We start from the raw sequence: 24450 nt of genomic DNA on the forward strand, positions 1-24450 counted from the left end.
AAAGCCACCGTCGTTCATGTTGACGGTCGTCAAGACGCCACTACGTCGAGGTCCCAGCAAGTGCGACGCGACGGCCGACATCGAGGGCTGACGCGGAACGCGGTCCGAACCGTTGGCTCCAGTTCGCCCGGTCAACATCCAGTGGGCGGCCGCCCAGTGATCGCCGTCACCGTGAGTGAAGCTGCGAATGACCGTGCACTTATCCATCACCTTTGCCTGTTCGGGGCAAAGCTCGCTGACATCGAGTCCTGGCAACGAGGAGGCGATCGACCGATAGGGGCCTCGAATTTCGGCTGGAGCCAGCGGCTTCATATCGAAGGTGTCGAGTTGTGACGGGCCCCCATGCTGCCAGATGAGAATTACCGAACGCTTCGAAGTTCGTGAAAACCGGCTGGAGTCATCCGCCGCGCGGGCATCATTCCGCAGCAGCGACGACAGGCTCAATCCGAACACCCCCAGCGAGCCTACCTCCAGAAATCGTCGTCGCGAGACACCGTCACAGAAGGGACGGGACTGACCTTGATTGATTCGAAGCATTCACAAACCCTGTCTATCTCAAATTGCGGGACCAATGAAAACCCTATCGGCAGCCATCAGTCCCCGTCAATGTGGAAAGAATTCGCGGGACGGACGATTTCAGCTCAAATCGGTCCGACGCAGCGAAATCCCCCGAATCAGCGCACCAGAAGTCTTTTCAATAAAATGACTTCTGATGATCACCCTCCCAACCCCGCGCCGCCCCCCATACAGATTTCTTCTCCCGTAAATCGTCCATGCCCGGCAATGAAGAGGGCCAGTTCCGCGACTTCTGCCGGGTCGTTCATTCGGCCATCCAGAGTCATCTCGCTGACCGCTGCATGCACTTGGGCTGGCTGCAAGTTCATCATTTGGGTGGCCGTTGGGCCGGGTGAGATACAATTGATTCGGATTCCATGTGGGCGGAACTGCATCGCGGCCCCGTTCACGAACGCCGCCAGCCCAGCCTTGGTTGCATTATACACAGGATTAACGCGGGAACCGGATCTGGCTTTCGTGCCGGCAATCGAACCAAGCACGATGATGCTTCCACGTTTCTGCTTCTTCATTCGATCCGCTGCGGCTTGCACGCAGAAGTAGGCACCGTTCAGGTTTACCTGCACGGTCTTCTGCCACTTCTCTGCCGACATCTCAGCCAGCGATTCGATATTGAGGATCCCTGCTGTATAGAACAGGAGATCAGGCGACCCCACGGTCGCGTCTAACTCGGCAAAGAACGTTGCCACAGCAGAGGCATCGCCCACATCGAGGTTATGGACAAAAAGCTTCGACGCACCGTGTTGACTCAATAATGATGACAGCAGTTGATCGTTCTGGTCGGCGACTACCAGTCTGGCGACGTTGCCGCCGAGCTGCCGCACAATTTCCGCTCCGATTCCACCCGCTCCGATCACGACGGCTGTCGTGCCTTCGAACGTTCTCGCGATTCGCTCAAACAAGAAATACTCTCCCTCAATTTACCCTGTCGATTCAACCACTCGTTATTCTCGTTTCATCACCTTCACGTCACCCAGTTGTCGGACTTCGTCGGGCTTCAACCTAAAAATGTTCGTGGCGTTCCCGAGCCAGAGAACTCCTCCCTCGATTACGGACAGCCGGTACGTTGCACCTGGTACCATGCCGATAATTTCAAACTTTCCCTCCGCATCAATCAAAAATTCCTGCTTGTCGTACTGCAGGCCATTGAGAGTATGAATGGGCAGTTTGCCGTCGTCGAGCTGAATGCGTAATCCCCGTGAGCGAGGTTCGCCTGCGTCGTCAACCAGTCGACCGCTCACGCTGGCCCAAGGCTGGAGTTTCAGCGTGATGGGATCGTCGTTCTCGTCCGTCACGAGGGCCATCCCCATCAACTTTCTGGAGACACTTCGAGCCACGACTTCTCGCCGTTCACCCGGATAGAGATTGGTGATGTCGAGCATGTCGCCTTTGATTTTGGAGATCGGATTTTGAACCTGATGATTCAACCCGCTCGCTTCCAGATCCGTCAGAGGCTCGCCCGAGGGATCGATGACCGTGACAACCCGGCTCTTCCCTTTGACCAGCCGCAACTCACATTCGTACGTCGCGGTCTCATCGTCGATGTTGACCTCGATTGTCGTACTGCGGATGTAGGGACTGAATCCCCCCGGTTGATAGAGGGTTTCACGATATTCGTCGTTCTTTAACCCTTTGATCGCATCAGCACCGATCCCTTCCAGATAGCGAAAGCCATTCGCCGTCACGATCCCTCGCCCTGGCAACGCACGCAAGCGGAATGAACCATCCGGCTTCGTGCGCACACCTGTCTCGAATTCAGGAGGAGAATTTTGTTCCAGCTCCTTTTTTAGATGAGGATTGTCCTTGAAGACGTGATACTCGACGGTCGCGTCCATCAGCCCCTCGCCAGAAATATCATCAACCACCTTTCCAGTGATCCAGATTCCCCGGGATAACGGCACATCCGCCTGAATGACGCCGGTGCCTGAGGCCACGTTCAAAGTGATCTCACGACTGAAGTAGGGGAGTTCTTCCGGATCGATCGGTTCGAGGTCCCTGTCCTGACCGGCTTCGACTTTGAAAAACGCTTGCTGCGTCAGGGGAAAGCTCTCGATTCGGTAGCGTCCTTCATGATCGGTGGTGGTGAAGAAACGGTCGTAGCCGGGATACTCGATCCGCGTCACGGCCGGCCCGACGACGCGCAGCCCCGATAAAGGGAGTCCCGTTCCCCGGTCGGTCACGACCCCTTGGATCGTCCGTCCTGCCGGAAGCGTCAGCTCGAGCTGTCTTCCAAAAACGGTCAGGTCACGACCGGGATTCGAAATGAGTTTCTTCACGGACTCGCTTTGCGCAGCGACAACGATCGGCGATTCGAGCAACCGATTGGCAACCAGGACCAATACCGACGCGTGATCCGGCACTCCATCGATGTAGAGCTCGGCGACTCGTTCCCGACCGACGCCCCGGAGTTCGAAATGGCCCTCGTCGTCTGTGACGACCGGGGGGACGAGCGGAGCGTAAACAGCGGGTCGATTTCCCAGAAAATTCGCCTGGATCAGTCCCACCACATACTGACGCGCAACGAAATAATCGTTCATATTCGCGGCTTGACGAATGGCTGAAAGCCAGGGATCCAGACCTTCACCGGCAGGGACAGGAACAACGGATCCGTCTCCCTGACGATTTTCCAACTGGACGATCGGATCATTGTCTCGACGTGGCCAAAGAACGTCGCGGACTCGTACTTTGGCTCCTCGGACCGGTTGCCCGCTTTCATTCAGAACCCGTCCCACGATCGGATCGTCGGGCACGAGTTGGATGGTGATCCCGTCCCCGTCGATCACGGTGCCGAAGCCATACCCTGGAGCCGTTGCGATGATGGACGTTTTCAGCAGTCTGTTCTTGTTGATCTCGTCCGGATCAAGTCGCCGATTCGCCCCGATCGCGGGATTCTGACGGAAGGTCGAGATCACGAAGTGGCCGTCTTCATCGGAGAGTGCTTTCCGCACCGGCACACGAACACCCCAGTTCTTCCAGAAAATCTGTGCCTTCGCGACGGGTTTTCCCTGAGCATCAATCACACGTCCCGGTACTTCGACCTCGCCGAAACCACGATCAAATGGATCTTTCTCTGGCAGCGGTTTTTCGTTGCAATCGGTTTCTCTTGCGGGTGCTTCTGCCTGAACGGGAGGATCGTCGGCAGGCGTTTGCGAGGACTCCTGCTGCAGAGGAGCGAGCGGTTCTGCCTTCGCTTGCGATGTGCTTGCTGGGCCTTGAGCGTTCAACTGTCCCGCCGACAGCCAGACCGCTGCGGCCACGATGTAGAGGGTCGCCCAGCGGTTCAGAGCGAGCGAGCGGTCTCTTGCCGCTCGTGGTCTGTGGTCAGTGCGTCGTCTGAATTGACCGGCGATCGAGAAACCCGTTCCGAACTTCATGACGGTTCTTTCTGTTGTGGTTCACCGCACGGTGTTTTTGATCGAACGAATTCCTCAGTGGTGAAATGGAATCTCCCCGAACGCAGCGAGATCCGGGAGATTCAACCGCCGATGGAGTGCATCGGGCGAGCTGGCTGGATGAAGCGGGCGGTGTTGATTTCGTGCCCCTCTTTCTTAGCGGCGACGCTGGCCCGGATGGCGTCGACGATCTGCTGATCGGCCGCACCGCTCCGCAGCAGGCTCCGGACGTCGGTTTCATCCAGACTGAACAGGCAGTTGCGCAGTTTGCCGTCGGCCGTGATGCGGATGCGGTTACAGCTCATGCAGAAGGGCTGGCTCACGGACGAGATGAACCCGATTCGGCCAATCCCATCTTCGAACACGAAATCGGTCGCAGGTCCACCATGGCCATCTCCTGCGTCGGGATCGAGGGAACGCAGGGGCATGATTTCCGCCGACAGTCGTTCGACGATTTCGTGGGCGTACAGGACCTTACCTCGTTCCCAGGCGTTGTCGGCGTCGAGCGGCATGTATTCGATGAACCGGACTTCGACACCCATCTCGCGGGCGAAGTGCCCGAACGGAACCAGTTCTTCCTCGGTCATGCCCCGTACCGAGACGGCGTTGATCTTGACCGGCTGGAAACCGGCCTGCTGTGCCGCTTGAATCCCTTCGATGACTCGTTCAAAGCCTTCACGACGAGTGAACTTCTTAAACTTTTCCGGCGTCAGGGCATCCAGACTGACGTTGATCCGTCGAAGTCCCGCCTTGTACAAGCCTTCGGCCTGATCGGCGAGCAGGATCCCATTGGTCGTAAGACCAATATCCTTGATCCCGTCGATCGCAGCCAGACGGGACACAAGCTCTTTCAGTTCCCGGCGGACGAGGGGTTCGCCCCCTGTTAAACGAAGTTTGTCGATCCCCAGGGGAACGGCGATCCGCACGAATCGCTCGATTTCTTCGAACGTCAGCAGCTCGGATTTCTCCATGAACTGCACGTCTTCGGCCGGCATGCAATAGAAGCAGCGAATGTTGCATCGATCGGTGACGCTGATCCGCAGGTTGTTGTGCAACCGGCCAAAGGAATCGATTAAGGGGAGCTCTGGCAACATTGGCGTACTAACCGAGAAAGCGTCGTTCCGTGAGATCTGGACACATCCAGTCTACCGCTTGGGATGCCACTTTACGTCAGGAAGAAAGAAATTCCTGAGAAGTCCCCGAACCGCAGAGCTGGCCGCCCCTTGTGTCGGCGTCCTGTCCGTCAGGACTCCTGGGGCTTGCCGGAGGGATGAACCCATTCCGTCGTCCCGTCGCTCCAGTTTTCCTGCTTCCAGATCGGGACGGAGACTTTCAGTTCATCGATCAGAAACTGGCCCGCTTCGAACGCCGCTTTCCGGTGCGGACAACTGACGGCAACCGCCACACTGATATCCCCCAGCTCAAGCCGTCCCAGACGGTGAACGATCGCCACGCGATCCACGGGCCATCTCGCCCGGGCTGCCGTTTCCAGTTCCGCGAGCTTCACTTCGGCCATTTCGGGATAGCCTTCATAGTTGAGCGCGAGCGTCCGACGACCGTGGGTCATTTCGCGGACGGTTCCGAGAAACAGGACGACGGCCCCTGATTGAGTCGACCGGACCGATTCCGTCAAAGCGTGATAATCGATGGGATCGTGCGTGAGTGAGATCATGTCGGGCTGTTCGATCCAGAGGTCAGTGGCAGGGGGTTTCCGTATTGGCGGAGTGGAAGTCCAGTTTAGCCGCCGCTGACCGGCGGGAAACAGGCGACTTCGTCCCGTGTCGTAATCGTCTGTTCGTTCCCGGCGTACTCACTATTGACCGCAACCAGCAAGCGGGGGAGCAGCGATTGAAGTTGAGGGTACTGTTCGCCGAGTTGCTGCTTCAGTTCGGTTACCGACTGACCATCGGCCCAGGGGAGTTCCACCTGGGGACTCCCCACCAGTTGCTTCGCCTGCGCAAACAATTTCACTCGTAACATCACCAGCCTCGTACGTCGACTCAAACACCCGTGCTCAACAATGTCGTTTACAGTGCAGTCTAGAGGATCCGCAGGCCCTTCGGCAGCGAATCGCCCATCACCAGTGCCTGTTCTTCCGACTCGAGATTGCCAACTTCCGCGATGAGATCCCGATAGTGGCGTGGGACTCCGGCTCGCTTCAGCGTCTGCAGGACCGAGGTTCTGGTCGCTTCGTCGATGTCTCGGTAACGGTCGCCCGTCCGGCGTCCCATCTGCATCACGGCAAAGGCCGCGAGACTATCGGTCAGATCGAGTTCCGCCAGCGATTTCAACCAGCGCGCCGCCACATCCGCTGGAACGACCGAGTTCAAAGGACCATAGACGGGTCGACGTGCGCCAATTCGTCCCAGCGCCCAGTAGGTTGCCGACGCCAGCGCCGCGAAACGAGGGCGTCCGAGCATTTCGAGCAGCAGATCCCCCAGTTCACGCTTGTGCGCGACCGGCAGTAACTCGCACGCTCCGAGAAGTCTGACCAGTTCTGCCGATTCGTGCGTGTTGGTGCCGAATCCAGCCGACTTGCTTTTGGCAGCGGGGTTTCGGACCGCTTGTCGGATCTGACTGATCAAAGGAGCGGCCAGCGATTGCTGCTGGCCGGTCGTCAGTCCCCCCGCCACGCGCCGCCACAGGATGTACCACTCGGCCCGCACCGCTGTCGTCGCGAAGAGGAGCTTTCCCTGTAACAGCTTCCAGGTCTCATTACATCGCCAGTCATCCACGGCCAGTCCGTATCCGGGACGGAGAGCGTACCCTGTGAGATTGAGCCATCGGGCTTCGTGATCCGCACTCAACCGCCGACCACCTTCTGCTTCGATCAGGGCATCCCAAAGCTGCCGCAGCAGGGATGTCGGCCATTCCTCCCGTTCCAGCTTCAGGACTTCGACCAGCCGTTTCGCCACGTTCGACACCGGTGGGTCTTTTCGCGGCTGATCGGTCGCCTCGAGACCGAAACTGTTTCTGATCACCGCTTTGGCGGACTGCACCAGTTCTTCGTCGAACAGTCCCTGACGTTCCCCCGCCGCGTCGTGAGCGGACAGGTCGGTCTGGGTTGTGGAACGGACATCGAACAGCAGTTTCCAGGTCCGCTTCCCGTCGACTTCGCTGCACCACAGATCGAGCGTCCCGATCTCGGTAAGGCGGGCTTTCAGAATGACGGTGACGGTATCGGCCTCTTTCGATTTCCCCGTCTTCAGTACCGTGCGAATCGGTGGCAAGGCTTTGATCTGCTCGGGATCGACAGCGAGCAGATCTCCCGGTCGATCCGTTAACCGGGTACTCGACACATACAACGGAAACTCGATCGGCTGCGACACACGCAGTTCAAACTGGTGGTGCGTCAGATCGACTTCCTGGCCCGGTTCAATGCCCGCAGGGAGCAGACAGAGTGCGGCGAGAGGACTTTCGCGATTGGAACTTGCTTGCGCGGCGTCTGCTGGTGCGGAGACGCTTCGCTCGACCCCGATGTAGTATGTGCGTGCGAGTCCTGCCGCAATGCGAACCCCTTCGCCGCGGCGAACCATTCCGTAGTACGCAGCCCCCCGCGCGACGGCCAGGTCCAGCCGGTCGTTCTCAAGTTCCGTGGGAGACCAGTGGGAACCGGGCCGACGGAACCACTGTTCCAGCGACTGAATCAGGCGTCGACGGAGTAGCGGTGAACCAAAGACGCCGCCGTTGAAGAGAATCGCCAGTGGGGGCTCTGCTTCCGGTGGGTGCGAAGCCTGGCCTCCGGAAGGTACTTCATCCGTCGTGGGGGGGGACTCGCCATCGCTCTCAAACCTGTGCGACGAAAGGAACGTCGCCAGATACTTGGTGATCGCCGGATCGGGAGCGTAGGGGAGACCGAATTCCTGAAACCCGGATGCCGAGGCGACCGGCTTCGCATCGAAGGGGACTTCGGGAAAGAAACCCTCTGCCAGAATCGATTCCGCTTCGCTCCGTTGTACCGGGACCTGAATCGACCCACCGATGAGTTTCGAGCCGCTGCCCGGCAGCGTCAGCGTCCAACTGTCAGGGGCGTTGTCACCCATCAGCACCTCTTTGAGCTGACGACAACTCCGCACGAGAACGCTCCATTGCCGCGGTTCCAGTTGGCCTCCCGGCTTCAGCCGCTGTTCCAGGTGATGGGCCAGGGCCAGGTCGAAATTGTCACCGCCAAGGATCAGGTGTTCGCCGACCGCCACGCGGTGAAACTGAACCAGCCCGTCTCGTCCGCTACGGACACGGATCAACGTGAAGTCGGTCGTCCCCCCACCCACGTCGCAGATCAGGATGTTCTGGCCCGGTGTGACAAGCTGATTCCAGGTCTGCGAATTTTTGTCGATCCATGCATAAAAGGCGGCCTGCGGTTCTTCGATCAACACGACGCGCTGCAGTCCCGCCTGCCGTGCAGCCCGGATCGTCAGTTCGCGGGCCACCTCGTCAAACGAAGCGGGAATCGTCAGCACGAAATCCTGATCGGCGAGCGGATACTCCGGGAACTGGGCATCCCAGGCCTGACGGAAATGTTCGAGATACCGGGAACTCACCGTGACAGGTGACATTCGCTGGACGTCCTCGGCCCCCTGCCAGGGGAGCAGGTCGGCCGTCCGATCGACTCCGTTATGACACAGCCACGACTTGGCCGACGAAATCAAGCGACCGGGAACCAGTGTCCCATGGTCCCGTGCAAACTGTCCCACAATTTCCGCCGGACTTTCTCCCCAGGGAAGACGAAGCGATTCGGCCGTGAACTCGCCCGTCGCCGGCTGATAGAGGAAAGACGGCAGCGTCTCTCGCGGCTCAATGACACCCGGCGCGACCACCTGAGGGACGAGGAGTGTCTGAATACGTCGAGTCTTGTCTTGTGTGTCGACGAACGCCAGAGCAGAGTTCGTGGTCCCAAGGTCGAGCCCGACGACAAAGCGGCTGGATTGAGACGGTTCGGCTGAATTCACGTGACGGTAGGCCTTCGTTTGGACAGTTCAATCAATTTTCAGACCCGTTTGTACCAAAAGACGGACTCCCATTCTTTCCAAAACCGCTCTTCAGAACGGTTTTCCCGCGTGGTTCCCCAGCGAGATTTGTGCGGATCGCGTCCCATGCCTGCCGGTGCCGGACCACCTGTCCGCGTCTTTGTCCTCACGGTTTCGCTCTCACAGTTCTCACACTTTTCCGATCACATAGCGCCTCGGCAGATTTCCACACAAGCCCCAAACTGACAGGAACGGCTGGAAGGGGTCCACGATTCCCCTCTTTTTTCAGGTCGCCGCCCCGTTTCCATGCGGGAAACGTTCGGTCTGAAGAGAATAAACCGCGACAGGGAAGGGGGCCTCGAAATGACGTTCCCGCATCAGCACCCATTGAATCGCTCTCCAAGACTCATCTCGCCGGAAGAGGCGTTTTTCCGCTAGAATCCTGCCGCAACATTCCGGATGGGACGTGGGGAAATCGGACAGGTGGAAATGGATTCAAGCGGACTGGGACAGAAAGACTCGCGACGGACATTGGCCGTTGGGGTCTGGTCGTCGCTCCTGGCCGGGATCTGTCTGGGCGACGCGACGCTCCCTTTCGTCGTTTCGTTCGGCCTGATTATTGTCATCTCGCTGCTCAGCGGACTGATGCTGCTGCTGGTCAACCAGCGGAACTCCCGTCAGGTACCGGCCACGCCGTACTTCACCAGCATGGCCATCTCGATCGCGCTGATCATTCCTCTGCTCTGGTCGCTGCGGCTGACCGCGTGGGATGCCCCGGCGATCAGAACGCTGATGGCGGCGGTGAGTGTGACCGCACCGGGATTCGTGGCGATGGCCCGTTCCAGCGGAACCGGCTTCGCTTTCCAGGGGCGATCCACGATTCCTGCCGATCAGGATCTCCGCACTCAGATTCTCAGCACGCAGGCAGGTCAAACTGATCAGAACTGCACGGCAGACCCGATTGGGAAACCGATGACTGCTCCCCCGTCTGTTCCCGCAGAAGCCACCCGGAAAACGGCGGAGGAAGTCGCCCCGGACAGTTCGGCCGAGCCCCCGTTCGCCGGAACCCTGCCGTCGATTCTGGCTCCCTCCCATCCGGATCTGGATGACGAGGAAGTCGAAGAAATGGGCGAGGAAGAAGTCTCGCGGGACGTGGTCCAGTGGCTCCGGAGATCCCGAACGAGCGACTACGACCAGATTGCTGGCGGAGTTCGGGTCGAATTCGCACCGGGCGAGCGGGATGTGATCGTCCATCTCTCGTTCTGCCCCGCATTTCAAGGCGTTCCCGACGTGGTCACCGAGGATCTGGATGGTCTCGGACTGGAAATCCGGGTCGCTGCCACCTTTCCGTTTGGAGCCCGGCTGACGGTCCGACGCACGCTGAACGCTCCGGGGCCACTCACGCCAGACGGCACCTGTTCCTGTTGTGTCGGATTTACCGCAACGGCCACGGCTTTGCGGCGGGCCGCCTAGCGATTCAGTCCGCAAATGACTGCAAACGCGGCACTTGTGTTCATAAACTTGGCACGATCGCGGCGTCCTTCCCAAAATCGTCTCTGGGATTTGTGTTACGAAGCGTCTTGCCGTCGGCATCGGGTTTGCATAGTGTGGCAGGAAGTGTGATTTTGAGACCCGCGCTCGCTCTGCGGAGATTTCCCTCGTGCATGTGTTGACCCCTCGAGAAGTGCTGGCACTGTGTCGCCAGAAAGACCTTCGCGCCGTGGACCTGCGGTTCATGGACTTCCCCGGAACGCAGAAGCATTTCACGATTCCCGTAACGGCACTGAGCGAAAAGTCGTTCGAAGAGGGGTTCAGTTTCGACGGCTCGTCCATCCGGGGCTGGCAGTCGATCAACGAAAGCGACATGCTCGTTGTTCCAGCAGCAGCGACCGCATTCGTCGATCCGTTCATGCCGCAGACGCTGGTCATGACCTGCAACATTCAGGATCCGATCACTCGGGAAGATTATGCCAAAGATCCGCGCAATGTTGCCCGAAAAGCAGAAAACTACATGAAGCTGACGGGCCTGGCGGATGCCGCCTTCTTCGGCCCCGAGGCAGAGTTCTTTATTTTTGACGATGTTCGCTTTGACCAGAACGAACACGAAGCCTACTACCACGTCGACAGCATCGAGGGGCAGTGGAACCGGGGGCGGCAGGAGCCGTCCGGTAACAAGGGCTACAAGATCCGTCACAAAGAGGGGTATTTTCCCGTTCCGCCGACGGACACTCTTCAGAACGTCCGCACGGAAATGATGCTGATGCTGCAGGATTGCGGCGTTGAAGTCGAAGCGCAGCACCACGAGGTCGCCTCGGGTGGGCAATGCGAAATCGACATGAAATACGCATCGCTCATCAACACGGCCGATAACCTGCTGCTCTACAAATACATTGTCAAAAATGTCGCTGCACGACACGGGAAATCGGCGACGTTCATGCCCAAGCCGCTCTGGAACGACAACGGTTCGGGACTGCATCTGCACTTCTCGCTCTGGAAGAACGGCACAAACCTCTTTGCTGGATCGGGTTACGCCGGGCTCTCAGATATCGCCATGCACGCCATCGGCGGCATCCTGAAGCATGCAGCCGCGCTGATGGCCATCTGTTGCCCCACCACGAACAGCTACAAGCGCCTGATTCCGGGGTTTGAAGCGCCGATCAACCTGACCTACAGCAGCCGAAACCGGTCAGCCGCGATTCGCATCCCCGTCCATACCCCCAGCCCTGAGAACAAGCGATTTGAATTCCGCTGTCCGGATTCCTCTTCAAACGGCTATCTGGCGATGTCCGCGATGCTGATGGCGGCGATCGACGGAATTCAGCGGCGGATTGATCCCGGTCGGCCGCTCGACAAGGACATCTACGATCTCGCGCCCGACGAACTGAAGGATGTTCCGAAAACACCGGCGTCTCTGGAAGAGGCTCTGGACGCCCTGCGCCGCGACCACGAATTCCTGTTACGGGGAGATGTCTTCACGGAAGACGTGATCGATACCTGGATCTGGTACAAGACAGAGAAAGAAGTCGAAGCACTGCGCCAGCGGCCGCATCCCTTCGAATTTGCCATGTACTACGACATCTGAGCGGACGGATTCCGTTTCAGCGGCCGGCAAACGCAGGTTGGTCCCCCAGGCGCGTGAAGCGGGCGGGTGGTACCGCAATTGACAGCGGCCTCGGGCGTCAGTCCGACAGTCGCCTGCGGGCACTGTCGGTGATGGCCACCACGGCCGTGTGTTTCAGCCTTTTCTCCAGCGAGATCGCGAAGAATCGCTCCTTGATCGAGGCAATGCGGGCAAGCACTTTGACGTGGTGCTGCTCAATCACGTTCTTTTCCACCACCGACGGGACCGCAAAGATTCCCATCCCGACCGCGCCGAACACCTCGAACAAGTCGCAATCGCCAAACTGCCCCCGAATCGTGGGACGAATTTCCTGTTCATCAAACCATTGCTCCAGCGAGCGGCGGAGCGAACTTCCCTCCATCGGCAACAGGAATGGAGCACCGTTGAGCGACTTGGGGAAGCCACGACGGAACCTGGAGGCCAGGTCGGCCGAGGCCATCAGTGAGACACCGCATTCACCCAGCGAATGATTGAACGCTCGCACATTCACAAATGGGCTGGCCGGAACATCCGAGAGGACCACGTCGAGCTCATTAATCGCCAGGCGTGCAAGCAACTTCTCTGTCTTGTCATCGTGACAAATCAACTGCACAGGTTCCGGCAGGCTGAGTACCGGTTCCAGCAGTTGATACGCAATCAGTCGGGGCAGGACATCCGCGATGCCGACGACCAGTCGACGAGCCTGCCCCGGCACCTTTCCCTTGAGTGTGTGCTGCAGTTCGCGTCCCAGCGAGAAGATCTCTTCGGCATAACGGTAGACGACGTGCCCGGTTTCGGTGAGGACCAGATGCCGCCCCACACGATCGAACAACTTTGCACCCGCGGCACGTTCCAGTGACCTGAGCTGGGCGCTGATCGTCGGCTGGGTCAGGAACAGCACCTTACAGGCTTTGGAGATGGTCCCTTCGCGAGCCACGGTCCAGAAATAGAACAGATGCTGGTAGTTAAGTTGATTCATCGCACCGCTGCTTACATAGAGTTTTTCTATCTTTCGATCGACTCATATCGATTAGACGTTATTTCTGCAATCAACATAAGATTCGAGGTGAATGTCGTCGACGCGACGTTGAGCTGCTGAATCGTTGTCGCTGCAGGGCATCTGAACCATGTCCGGGCCGCTTCCATCCGATCGGCTCATCCCATTCCTTGAACGCGCCCGGCCCAGTGATCCCGCTGGGTCGAACGCGAAATCATTCATCTGCTCGAGACAAGGTACACAGAAATGGCCGAAAAGATCCAAACGCCGAATGGCGCGATCCGCCCTATCACCTCACTTTGGGTGCTGACTGGCCGCGTTGCCTGGCTGTTCGCCGGCCCCGTCGTACTGGGATTCCTTGTCATGTCGATGCTGCAGCGACGTGACGGCTGGATCGCAGGGACCGATCTCGCGTTTCTGATCATCCTTGCCGTGACGGTCGGTGCGCGGTGGTTGACCTACAACGCGGGTGATACGTCGAACTCCAACGGTGAGCCGACGACAGAAGCACAATTACGAACTTATTCGTTCAGCTTTCTGACCGGTGGTGTCGTCGTCTGGATCCTGGCGAACATTGTCGGCAACCACCTCCGTTAATGGAAGGTCCTGTGTCGGGTTCCTGCATACGTCACTTCGTTGCCCTCTTTACATTGAGCATCCGGGGGGTGTCATTCTGCAAGCAGAACCACCCCTGACATGTTTTTCGCTCCGCAGGTCTGCCGCCCCCCACGTCGTCCCAAGCGTGATTGCGTTCCGGGATGGAGTCACCTCTGCCACTCCCCATCGTCGAAAGCCTGCCCATGCTTCCCCGCTTCTGTTCCAGCTTTGTCTTTCTGTTGTTGTGTGCACTGATCCTGGCGGCAGCGGGTCGGACGAGTCTGGCGGAAGGTTCCGTCCCCGTGCCGGCGGCAGCATCCGGGGAAACTCACGCCACGGATGCGGGGGCCGCAGCACAGGCTCATGGGACCTCTCACGAAGACCCCGTCACCCCGATGCTGCTGGGTCTGTTGCTTGTGCTCGTCACCGCCAAACTGGCGGGAGCGCTGGCAACACGTCTGAAGCAACCTGCGGTTCTGGGGGAACTGCTGGTCGGGGTCCTGCTGGGAAACCTGATTCTCGTCGGCTGGGATCAACTGGAGTTCTTGCGTCCGACCGCAGTCCACGCCGCAGATTCTCACTCAACCAATCTCGTGGCAACGACCATGGACATGCTGGCACGGATCGGCGTGATTCTGTTGTTGTTTGAAGTGGGACTGGAATCGAGTGTCGGTCAGATGCTGACGGTCGGCTGGTCCTCTCTGGCCGTGGCAGTCCTGGGTGTCGTCGCCCCGTTTGGACTCGGCTGGTTCGCGGGACAACTGCTGCTGCCGGATCACTCATGGCACGTCCACATGTTTCTGGGAGCGACCCTGTCGGCGACGAGCGTCGGTATCACCGCGCGGGTGTTCAAAGACCTGGGGAAGAGTGACACGAAGGTCGCCAAGGTTGTACTGGGTGCAGCGGTCATCGACGACGTGCTGGGTCTGGTCCTGCTGGCTGTCGTGCAAGCGGTGATCGTGCAGGGATCGGCCAATCTTTCCGAAGTCGCTCTGATCGTCGGCAAGGCCCTGGTTTTCCTGTTCGGCAGCGTGATTCTGGGTGACTGGCTCAGTCCTTACCTTTTCCGGATCGCTGCTTTGCTGCGGGTGAACGGCATGCTGATGATCACGGGACTTGCCTTCTGCTTCGGACTTTCATGGCTTTCCAGTCAGATGGGACTGGCTCCGATTGTCGGTGCATTCGCCGCAGGAATGATCCTGGACGAAAAGCATTACCGAGCATTACAGCGACCGGACGAACGTTCGCTGGAAGAATGGGTCTTGCCCGTGACTACGCTTCTGGTCCCCATTTTCTTTGTGATGATGGGTTTTCAAGTCGACCTGCGCAGCTTCCTGAACCCGGGCACACTGGGTCTGGCCGCGGGAATCACGATCGCAGCGATTCTCGGGAAAATGGCCTGTGCGGCTGGAGTTCTCGAACGGGGGATCGATCGACTGAGCGTCGGATTCGGCATGATCCCTCGGGGGGAAGTCGGACTGATCTTCGCCGCGATCGGTCAAGGGCTGGTCTCGAACGGCATCCCGATCATCGACGCCGGAGTCTACTCGGCCGTCGTGGTCATGGTGATGGTGACAACGTTCCTGGCGCCACCACTCCTGAACTGGTCTTTGTTACGCCATCAGGGACCCACGGTCACACCAACTCAATGATGCCGCTGTCTCTGCATCCCTGGTGGCAGCGTTTATCACTCGTGAGCGATGCCCCATGAAGTAAGGGCCACAGGCCAGTGACATCCGCTGTCGACAGGAATGGAGTTGAGAATGCAGCTTGTCGCTCTACTGACCTTCGCAGCAATTACTTTCGTGCTGGGAGGCTACGCCTCGACACGCGTCCAACAGGTGAAAGACTTTACGATCGCCGGTCGATCGCTTCCCTTTTTCTTGAGCGTGGCCTGCGTCTTCACGGGCTGGATTGGGATCGACGCAGTTCGTCTGTTTTCCTCAACCTCGTCTTCGACCCACTTTCCGGCGACTGCAGCGGCCTCACTGGGGACCGCCACCTCGCTCTTGCTGTTCGTGTTCTTTTTCCGGCCTGCGTTCTACGAGCGGCAACTCGGGACCATCGGCGACTACTTCAAGATTCGGTATGGCAGGACGGTCGAGTGGCTCACGTCGATCAGCCTGACAGGATCGTATGTAGGATGGATGGCCGCTCAGTTTCTAGCTCTGGGGATTGTCATTGAAGCGTTCATCCCCGACGTGATGCTGCACCAGGCGGTCCTGCTCGGGGCGGTGATCGTCACCAGCTACACCCTCTTTGGCGGGATGTGGGCGATCAGCTTGACGAACCTGCTGCAATCCATTGTCATCCTGGGGGGACTGCTGGTGGTCGCGGCTCTGATGGGAAGAGCAGGGGACGGACGCGAGTTCGCGCTGCACACGAACCCGCGCGAGACAGTCAGTCTGGTGATCCCGTCCAGTCCCTCCGGGTGGCTGACGTCGCTGGCGACGTTCATCACGGTAGCCCTTGGCTTCATTCCCCAGCAGGATGCCTTCCAGCGAATCACCAGCGCCAAAAACGAGCGTATCGCGCTGATGGGAACGCTTGCGGGGACCGTCGGCTACAGCTGCATGGCGTTCGTGCTGATCCTGATCGCCGCCGCAGGTCAGAACCTGCTGGATAATTCCCTTTCCCCTTCGTCAGCGGGCACGACGGCAGTGCTGCAACCGAGTCTGGTCACCCGCCTGCTGAATGAGTTGCCTCCTGTGGGTCGCGTTCTGCTGACAGGAGCGATCCTCGCCGCGATTCTCTCCACGGCCAGCGGCACGCTGCTCGCCTCGGCCAGCCTTCTGACAGAGAATGTCCTGTTCCCATTCACCAGGAACATTGCCCCCTCCGAACGTGTCTGGATTGCGCGCTACGTGCTGCTGGCGTTCGCGGTCGTGACAACGTCGCTGGCAATGGCGGCAAAAGGCTCCCCCTCCGACATCCTCGTCGGCGGGGCTCGGACAGCGCTCGTCGTGGCCTTTGTGCCTCTTTGCTGCGGAATTTACTGGCGACGCGCGACAACGCAGGGGGCGCTTTGTTCGATCGTTCTGGCCAGCTCGGTCTGGATTGCCGCAGAGTCCTTCCACGAGCAAATCCCATGGCCGTCACTCCGATCGGTTCCCACCCACTTCCTCGGGCTGGCGGCGGCAGTTCTCGGGATGCTGGTCGGATCACTGACACCATCAATCATTCCGGGGGCCCCGGAACAAGAGGTGAGCGACCCTGCGTGGGAGTGATTTCCACCCGTCATCACTGTCGCGAGCGAGGGCAGGAACGCTGACGAAGAGACTTCGTGCGAGCGGTCCGACGCTGCTCAGAATCGCTCGAGGTACCAGCGAAACAGGGCGCGGAAACAATGAGTGAAGTCGTCCGGATCGCGTTCGATCATGGACTGGATTTCGCCGATTGGACGGAACTCGCCAGACAGAATTTCTTCGGGATCAAATGTCGGGGTCTCGTCCGTCACCGCCCGGTACAGACCACTGTGCTCGTATGACGTCGAGGCTCCCATCGCAGGGAAGATCCCCAGATATTCGACGTCCGCTTTCAGACCCAACTCTTCTTCCAGTTCACGAACGGCTGCCGTTGCGTAGTCTTCGCCGGCACTCAGGTGGCCTGATGCCGATGACGTGTACTTCAGGGGTGCTTCATCCTTGGTGGCCGACCGCCGATGGATCAGTAATTCGCCCCGACTATTGAAGACGAAGATATGCACTGCACGATGCAACCAGTGATTGGCGTGGACGACCGATCGGGGTGACTGGAACAGAACACGGTCTTCCTGGTCGACAACGTCAAACAGCTCTTCGGACATGCGATTTACGACTCCGACTCTCTCGTCCACCTGGCGTCGATGGCCTCATGGCCCCACGTCAGCGGGGCCATGAGGCGACGAAGTACAATCCTGTGATCAGGGTGACGCAACCCGTCGATGTCGGCACGACAAGCCAGCATCAAAGGTTGTCGAACTGGCACAGGCAAAGGGGGCCAGCTCGACAACTGACACCCCGTGACACCACCTTAAAGCGTCAGGCGCTGTACGGCTGGATGATGTGCTGATCCATCCGCTGAGCAATTTCCGTCAGACGCTCAAGCCCACCACCGGGGACTTCAGCCGTGGCCCAGCCGGAGTACTTGATCTTCTTGAGAGCGGCGAGAACGGCAGGCCAGTCGCAATCCCCTTCACCGATTTCGACGCCGAAGCCAGCTCCTTTGCCTTTCGTATCGGCGAGTTTCCGGCTGAATTCCTTGATGTCCAGCTTGCCGATGCGGGGACCCAGGGTTGCGATCCAGTGCTCGGGCCAGCCGATGTTGACGATGTTCCCCACATCGAAGTACGACCCGACCATGGGGCTCTGGAACTCGTCGATATAGCGAGCCATCTCAACCGGACTGAGCAGGAAGTTGTTCCAGACGTTTTCGAACAGAATCTTGACACCGAGTTCGGTGGCGAGGGGCAGGCACTTCTTGATTTCCGCCTGTGACCGGTGATAGGCGTCTTCGTACGAGACTTCCTTGTTGACGACAGCGGGAACCAGCAGGACCGTGTCGCCGCCGTAAATCTTCGTTTCACGAAGACACTTCTGCAGGACTTCAACACCTTTGGCACGAACAGCAGGGTCTGCGCTGCTGAGAGGCTGACCCCAGTGAACGTAGTCGACCATGCCGTGCACGATCAGACCGGATTCGTGCATCGCCTTTTTGACTTCTTCGACCGGCTGATCCTGATCGACATCGATCCCTTCAAACCCGGCCGCCTTGGCCATCTTGAACTTTTCAACCAGGGTCCCTTTACCGCCGACCATGCTCAGCTTCACAGCTTTCCGCAGGACGAGCTTCTCGTCGGCCGCTTCGGCAACTCGAGAGGTCATCGACAAAAGTCCGGTCGCGGCGGCGATACCGGCAAGGTTCAGGAAATCACGTCGGTCAAGAGTTTCAAGCATGGTGCGTTCCGATCAAGAGTTCAGCAAATGGGACGCTGGCATGTTAGCATCTCTATACGGTCGGTGCAGTACTTCCTGAGCGAGCGGACGAGAGAGATTCCCATCTCCGAAGCGCGATGGTCACGGGAAACGTGGAGGACCACTTCGCGTTGTTACGGGATAAATTGCGAGCCCACCATCAATGCCAAAGGAAAACGCCGACACATCCCGGAGGGTGCATCGGCGTTTTCAATTTTTGAGACTCTTGCGGTTCAGACCGTTGCTGTTCAGCGGAACTCGCTTGCCGAGCGGACTACCCAATTGGAGCTTGGCGAAGCCGATGGGCTGCGGTCCCGCTGTGGTCCTGTTACTTTTCGGCGGTGGTCCTGTTATTTTTCGATTGGGGGACCCATGGGGTCTTTTCGCTCGGTAATCGATGGGCAAGTGGGAGCCATTTCCGCATTCAAAACGGTGTAGTCTGCCCATTCGGCCGGAAGATTATCTTCGTGGAAGATTGCAGCGGGAGGACATTCAGGAACACAAGCCTCGCAATCGATGCATTCTTCCGGATGGATGAACAGCATCGCCTCTCCCTCGTAAAAACATTCTACGGGGCACACGGTTACACAATCAGTGTACTTGCAGTTAAAACAGGGCTCTGCCACCACGTGTGTCATCGAAGGCTCACTTTCCCAATAGATGTTGAAATTGACGTTCTGCGGATCGGTGGCAACGAAATGTCGCCCGCCAGAAAAACTGGTCGCCTCTTACACTTCCGTCGAGAATATCAGACAATTCCGTTAGAGAATCTTAGCGCGGCTGAAAATTTGCGTCAAGAAATGAGTTGGGGAATTCTCTACCTCAAGAATCCTCTCTTTAAATGCTCTTTGAAATCTGATAATGGTTTCAATGCGATGGAGAATAACTACGGTTGGCACTCAACTTAACAGAGTCCGCCGGGCAGAGTTTTCAGGAAGTGGATGCGGGTCGGAACTCTCAGGATTCCGCCAGGGAGCCAACGGAAGGCAGAATTGTGCGATCTCGTCTGCGATCTTTGATTCTGCGGGAATTGCCGAATCCTCTCCGCTGGATTGTTGCAGAAATTCTGCACTTCCTGGACTGGATCGATCGAACCGGCGGCGCAATTGCCAGAGGGATGCGCGAATCCCCCGCCTGGTACTTCATGACCACCATCGGTTGTCTCGCCGTTTTCCTGACTTTCATGATGTTTCTTTCGGTCGCTGACCAGACGTCAGGACGCACCAGCAAGAACACTGCGCCGGTGCGTGCCGCGGCCAATCTTTCCCGCCAGGACATGGAAGCGCTGAACGAATGGGCCGCACAGGATCACTGGCGCGTAGCCCACTTCTTCGTTGCCAATCAACCCCGACAGCGTCCCAAGGACATTCAGCTGGATAGTCGACTGAGCGCTCCACCCGAGCCCGCCGCTCAGCCCGACATGTTCGGTCGATCCACCAAGGTTTCATCAACTCATGGATCGAACCCGAAAGATGTCGTGGATGTGCGAATGGATCTGAGTCGCCCCAGGATCGCTCAACAGGGAAATCGCATCGCAGCCGGCACCGTGCTGGACCCCGGCTTTCTGATCGCCGATCAGAACATGACCGGTCGAGACCACGATCTGGAAGGACAGACACGCGCTCAGGCCCCGCAGTTGCTCGTGCAGGCGGCGTGGGAGTTTGGCCCCGACTGCAACGTCCGGGAATATGTCCCCACTCCACCACGGCGAACCAAACCGGTTCGGGTCCCGCTGCCTGAACCCGAACCAGAACCAGAACCGATTACTGTCCCGGCCCGGCAGACCGCCCCCGATCTGGCCTTTGAAATGGTTATGACCCGCCATTTCTCGGTAGAAGGGGCCGTACCACCTGGCGCGCGTATGGTCGAAACTTCGGACCGCAGCCGGTTCGAGATCGAAGAACCCGCGTCGCGCAGTCTGGCTTCCAGCGAGTTCAATTCTGCTCCGTGGCGGGAGTCACGCCCTTCGTCGCGGCGTCAGGGGTCCAGCCTCAGACCCTACGAAGGAATCGATCTCTTTGATCCCCGTGTTCATCAGCATCCCCACGCAGACGAGTACGACGAAAACCTGCGGGCCGTTGCAGACGTCGCATTGCGCGTCGAACTTGAGACCCCCGAACTCGCCGCATCCGGTGCTCCACAGCGATCGCGATTGCACGTGACGAACGAAGGTCAGGACCAGGTCTCGCGCCTCGAAGTGCGGGAATTCCCGGACCAACTGAAAACCGTCGTCGGCGCCTCTCCCGATGCCACGGCAGAAACGATGGTCGATCCTGTGACAGGATCCCGGCGACAGGTACTTCATCGCGAACTGCCACCCCTGTTGCCGGGTGAAGAACGCGATCTGACGCTGGACTGGGTTCCTGAGGGCCCCCTCTCGCAGACCCACCGGGCACAAGTGATCGCACACACGGAAGTCTCGACCTTAACCCGCGTCACGCGGCCACCTGCCGAACAGCCCATGCCATCGGTCCCCCCCGAGCAAGTCGAGTACTTTCCCGCACTGGAATGTGATGTCGCTCACCTCGACCGAATCTATATGGGTGAGGAGATCGATCTCGAGATTGTCGTTCGCAATACGGGGAACACGACCTTACACCAGGTCAAAGTCGCGATTGAAGTTCCTGACCAGTTGGCGCATCGAGACGGGCGAAGGGTTATCTTTGAAGCGGGAAATCTGCCCGTCAATGCCAGAAAGCAGACGGTCGTCAGGCTGGCAGCGATTCAAGCCGGGGAGGCTGTCAACCGCCTGCACGTCAATGCGCGGGAACGAGTCGACGCACGAGGACAAACCTCGTTGCAAGTGATCGAACGGCCGAAGCGAGATCGTGAACGCGAACCCGTGACGCAAACCCGCTCGACTTCTGAACCCGCGCCACCTCCCCCTGCCAAGCCACGAACTCTGCCCCTTCAAAAAGTGGAAGAGTGCTGCTGCCAGCGGGTCTCAATGACAATCGATCTGCCGAATCGCATTGATTCCTGGTTGAACTGACCCGATGGACTGACCGACAACCGAGGTCAGCCCGGGATCAGGAATGGGCGGCGTGGGCCGTCCGGAACCCGAAACTGCACGAACCCCGAGCTGCACAAACCTGAGGCGGCACCGTGCCTGCCCACCGTCTGCACCCGGTTGCCACCGCTGGAACCGGCCCGCGAATATCAGTGGCCCTCATTGTCCATATGAACAACGCCACCCTTACGGCAGTGCGATCACGATATCATCGTTGAAGGAAAGTCCTGCATCGTTCTCGAGGTTCGAGCCGAGGCTGACAAGACGAACGCCCCCCGCTGACAGCCGGTCATATCGGAAAGGCTCTCCGTTGGCATCCCGAGGGACGATCTCCAGATACTCGGGAGTCAGGTCGGCCAGTGTCGCAGGATAAGCCTGATGGTCCGCCCGGTAGCTGACAGCCGACAGACTCAGCAGCAGAAGATCACGTCGCAACTGAGCCCGATCGTCCAGTTGTCGCAGTTGTCGATAGCGTGGACGTAACGACATTGCCATCGTTTCGCCGATGAAGCGACTCAGCTTCTTCAAGTCCTCAGTTGTAATCCGATTCGCAGCATTCTGTTCGTCCCAGGCGGCGTAAGCTTCATCAAGCGCCGTAAACAACTGACTCTGGACATCCCGCTCCTTTGTCGAGAGGGCTTTGACCACTTCATCCTGAACCTCGTTGGCGCGAGCGAATACCTGATCCCAGTCTGCCACAGACAGACGAAGCTGCTCCAACTTTGGAAACTTCGCAGTGTCCGGGAATTCGAAGAATGCCCCCAGCGTCGAATCCTCGAGCTTGAGCAATTCGATTTGTCGCCGCAAGACCGCTCGCTCACCGACATCCGCTGCGATCGCGGCGGGTGGAAGTGGCTTGATCTCCTTCAGCTTCGCCAGATAGTTTTTGGCCTCCGCGCCGGTAAAACCACCGGCCTGCAGCACCGTCGTCGAGGCCTGGAAGGCAACACCCTCCATCTGATGGGCTTTGATTGCCGAAACGTCGAAGGGCGAACCGGTGGCCAGCAGCACCGCGAGTCGCTGACAGGCGACAAGGTCTTCGATGGCCTGATCACCCTTCTGCTCGGTCACTCGCAACATGGCTCGGGCACTCAGACAGCGGACCAGAAACGGCAGCCGGCGTTCGAGCGTGACCGACATGGAAAGAAGCTGCGGCGGCTCGGCTTCGGAGAGGACTGGGGCGTAGTATTTCGGCTTTCTGGACGCTTCGACCAGTAAGTCGAGTGAATGCCGGTTGGCTTCGAGAAAGGGGAGGAGCGCCGGATACTCGTCTTGTTTCCAAGGTCGTACAATCGCGGTGGCGAGATGAAGGGGTAAGGCATCGAGGTCGTGGCCCAGAGTTGCCTTTTCATCGGGCCCCAGAGAATCTGCGAACTGCTGGAAATAAACAAAGGGGGCAGGGGACGGTGCGAGCGAAGCGATTCCCAGCATCGCCAGCGAGTCCGCTTTCAACACGGGATCGAACACATCCTCACCGCAAACCTGGACCAGCAGCACGGCCGCGTTATCACTTGGTGCGACGTCCTGAGACAGCCGTTCATTCACAGATCGCATCGTGTCGTTGAGGCTGTCCGGCATCACCGGTTGCTTCAGGAGTAACCCCTTGGGCAGCGGCGCTGACTTGGACTCGTCCGCGCGACTCGCCGCAGGGACCAGCAACAGGGAACCCAGTAGCAGACAACGCTGCAGGCGGCACAACAGCAGGAGGGAATTACGAATCATCATCGGGCTCACTTCCACGTGTGTGACATCTGGCGAAATGGAATGGCGGTTCGGTTCTCTTCGGTCGTCGGGGACGTACCGCGATTCAGCCAGCCGTTTCCGGGCTGAATTCTACTCCACACGACGACGCTTCTGCCTGCCTGCGAGACAGAATTCGGAGACACGAAGGGAAATGAAAGCCCCCTTTTCGTCGCGCATACCACTCGACGGGTTCGCCCATCGACGCCACCCATCAGGACGAGCATCTGATTTTCGTAGTGTCATCGGACGGCAGGCCCCAGACCCGCACTAGAGAGTCGCTGGTGCCATCGACTGTTCTCCCAACCTCAGGTCTGGCGACTTCACGCGGGCCAGTTCAGGAAGAAGATCAGGTAATAGACGACGACGCTTAAGACCGAGATGATCGAAACGACAGGGGAAATTGTTCCCGCCAGAGACTGGATTCCGGGAATCGCAGGGACGCGGACGGGGAAGCGAGACGACTCGTAGACCTGCCCATCGGGAAGATAAAACTGAACTCGCGATTGCCACAGGCACGTCGCCAGTGCTCCGATCACAACACCACCCGTCACCATTTCCAGGAGATCGAACAAACCCAGTTGCTGCATTTGACCCATCGGATCAGGCGTATTCAGAGTGGCAGCAACAGAGGCCCACGTGTTGTTGGCGAAGTGCAACAGCATGGGCATCCAGAAACTGCGAGTCCACAAGTAAACGACATGAATGACAATTCCCAGCGGGATCACGGCCATGGCGTGCACGGGGTGAATGTGCATCCAGCCGAACAGGAATGACGTCACCAGGACTCCGCCCCACAAACCCAGGTCCGAGATCAAAATTCGGCCAATGGCACCGCGGAAGACCAGTTCTTCTCCGATCGCCGGGAGGACAGCGATGACGAAAATCATGGTCGACAGAGAGGTGTTGTCGGACATGTCCTGAACGGCCTCCATGACGTTCAGTCCGTCGATGAACTTCAATACCGGAAAGACATCACCCAACGCCTGCCAGGCCATCTGAATGGGAAGGCTAAAGACCGAGACGGCCATCGAAAGAGGAAGGGTCATCGCCAGTACAATCACGATGTGACGAAGATCAGGTTTGCTGAAGTTCAGTTCACGAAGCGCAGATCCCCAATAA

19 protein-coding genes are annotated in these 24450 nt (G+C 58.6%); 6 read left to right on the plus strand and 13 right to left on the minus strand.

Annotated features, from left to right (window positions below):
- The 7 genes from VGE80_RS12095 to VGE80_RS12125 form a co-directional block, all read right to left on the minus strand.
- Window positions 1-537, minus strand: a 537-nt coding sequence (locus VGE80_RS12095; protein WP_440592846.1) for a DUF1501 domain-containing protein, incomplete at its 3' end; no start/stop codon positions are given.
- A gap of 179 nt (window positions 538-716) precedes the next feature.
- On the minus strand, window positions 717-1475 hold the full coding sequence (locus VGE80_RS12100; protein WP_440592847.1) for an SDR family NAD(P)-dependent oxidoreductase: 759 nt from the start codon (window positions 1473-1475) through the stop codon (window positions 717-719).
- Between the two features lie 42 nt (window positions 1476-1517).
- Complete coding sequence (locus VGE80_RS12105) at window positions 1518-3947, minus strand: carboxypeptidase-like regulatory domain-containing protein (RefSeq protein WP_440592848.1); 2430 nt, start codon at window positions 3945-3947, stop codon at window positions 1518-1520.
- Between the two features lie 101 nt (window positions 3948-4048).
- A complete protein-coding gene (gene moaA / locus VGE80_RS12110) occupies window positions 4049-5059 on the minus strand; it encodes a GTP 3',8-cyclase MoaA (RefSeq protein WP_440592849.1) in 1011 nt (336 codons plus the stop codon).
- A gap of 149 nt (window positions 5060-5208) precedes the next feature.
- The gene (locus tag VGE80_RS12115) at window positions 5209-5637 is read right to left on the minus strand and encodes a molybdenum cofactor biosynthesis protein MoaE (protein WP_373649628.1); all 429 of its coding nucleotides are present in this window, start codon (window positions 5635-5637) and stop codon (window positions 5209-5211) included.
- A gap of 65 nt (window positions 5638-5702) precedes the next feature.
- Window positions 5703-5945, minus strand: a complete 243-nt coding sequence (locus VGE80_RS12120; RefSeq protein WP_373649627.1) for a MoaD/ThiS family protein — start codon at window positions 5943-5945, stop codon at window positions 5703-5705.
- 59 nt (window positions 5946-6004) lie between these two features.
- A complete protein-coding gene (locus tag VGE80_RS12125) occupies window positions 6005-8914 on the minus strand; it encodes an Hsp70 family protein (protein WP_440592850.1) in 2910 nt (969 codons plus the stop codon).
- A 501-nt stretch (window positions 8915-9415) separates the two neighbouring features.
- On the opposite strand from VGE80_RS12125, the gene VGE80_RS12130 reads away from it, so the two are divergent.
- Window positions 9416-10405, plus strand: coding sequence for a hypothetical protein (locus VGE80_RS12130; RefSeq protein WP_440592851.1), 990 nt, complete (start codon window positions 9416-9418; stop codon window positions 10403-10405).
- Between the two features lie 196 nt (window positions 10406-10601).
- Window positions 10602-12014, plus strand: a complete 1413-nt coding sequence (gene glnA, locus VGE80_RS12135; protein ID WP_373653837.1) for a type I glutamate--ammonia ligase — start codon at window positions 10602-10604, stop codon at window positions 12012-12014.
- Between the two features lie 97 nt (window positions 12015-12111).
- On the opposite strand, the gene nhaR is transcribed toward glnA, so the two are convergent.
- The gene (nhaR, locus tag VGE80_RS12140; protein ID WP_440592852.1) at window positions 12112-13011 is read right to left on the minus strand and encodes a transcriptional activator NhaR; all 900 of its coding nucleotides are present in this window, start codon (window positions 13009-13011) and stop codon (window positions 12112-12114) included.
- 264 nt (window positions 13012-13275) lie between these two features.
- On the opposite strand from nhaR, the gene VGE80_RS12145 reads away from it, so the two are divergent.
- The 3 genes from VGE80_RS12145 (at window position 13276) to VGE80_RS12155 (ending at window position 16853) form a co-directional block, all read left to right on the plus strand.
- Window positions 13276-13626 carry a hypothetical protein gene (locus tag VGE80_RS12145; RefSeq protein WP_373649623.1) on the plus strand — a complete coding sequence of 117 codons (351 nt, stop codon included), beginning with the start codon at window positions 13276-13278 and terminating at the stop codon, window positions 13624-13626.
- Between the two features lie 161 nt (window positions 13627-13787).
- The gene (locus tag VGE80_RS12150) at window positions 13788-15278 is read left to right on the plus strand and encodes a cation:proton antiporter (protein ID WP_440592853.1); all 1491 of its coding nucleotides are present in this window, start codon (window positions 13788-13790) and stop codon (window positions 15276-15278) included.
- A 111-nt stretch (window positions 15279-15389) separates the two neighbouring features.
- Window positions 15390-16853: a sodium:solute symporter family protein gene (locus tag VGE80_RS12155; RefSeq protein WP_440592854.1), complete on the plus strand. Its 1464-nt coding sequence runs from the start codon at window positions 15390-15392 to the stop codon at window positions 16851-16853.
- Between the two features lie 77 nt (window positions 16854-16930).
- Here VGE80_RS12155 and VGE80_RS12160 read toward each other — a convergent pair whose 3' ends face one another.
- From VGE80_RS12160 to VGE80_RS12170, 3 genes are all read right to left on the minus strand, one after another.
- Window positions 16931-17431, minus strand: a complete 501-nt coding sequence (locus VGE80_RS12160; RefSeq protein WP_440592855.1) for an NUDIX hydrolase — start codon at window positions 17429-17431, stop codon at window positions 16931-16933.
- A gap of 214 nt (window positions 17432-17645) precedes the next feature.
- A complete protein-coding gene (locus tag VGE80_RS12165; protein ID WP_440592856.1) occupies window positions 17646-18560 on the minus strand; it encodes a sugar phosphate isomerase/epimerase family protein in 915 nt (304 codons plus the stop codon).
- Between the two features lie 368 nt (window positions 18561-18928).
- Window positions 18929-19216, minus strand: a complete 288-nt coding sequence (locus tag VGE80_RS12170; RefSeq protein ID WP_373649618.1) for a ferredoxin family protein — start codon at window positions 19214-19216, stop codon at window positions 18929-18931.
- A gap of 356 nt (window positions 19217-19572) precedes the next feature.
- Between VGE80_RS12170 and VGE80_RS12175 the strand changes: the two genes are divergently transcribed.
- Window positions 19573-21570 (plus strand): hypothetical protein, encoded by a 1998-nt coding sequence (locus VGE80_RS12175; protein WP_440592857.1) that lies wholly within the window; start codon window positions 19573-19575, stop codon window positions 21568-21570.
- A 204-nt stretch (window positions 21571-21774) separates the two neighbouring features.
- Here VGE80_RS12175 and VGE80_RS12180 read toward each other — a convergent pair whose 3' ends face one another.
- Entirely contained in the window at window positions 21775-23313 is a 1539-nt protein-coding gene (locus VGE80_RS12180) for a hypothetical protein (protein WP_440592858.1), read from the minus strand.
- A 338-nt stretch (window positions 23314-23651) separates the two neighbouring features.
- Window positions 23652-24450: lysostaphin resistance A-like protein (locus VGE80_RS12185; RefSeq protein WP_440592859.1), on the minus strand; the 799-nt coding region annotated here is incomplete at its 5' end.

The organism is Schlesneria sp. (assembly GCF_036405755.1).
Classification (GTDB): Bacteria; Planctomycetota; Planctomycetia; order Planctomycetales; family Planctomycetaceae; genus Schlesneria; species Schlesneria sphaerica.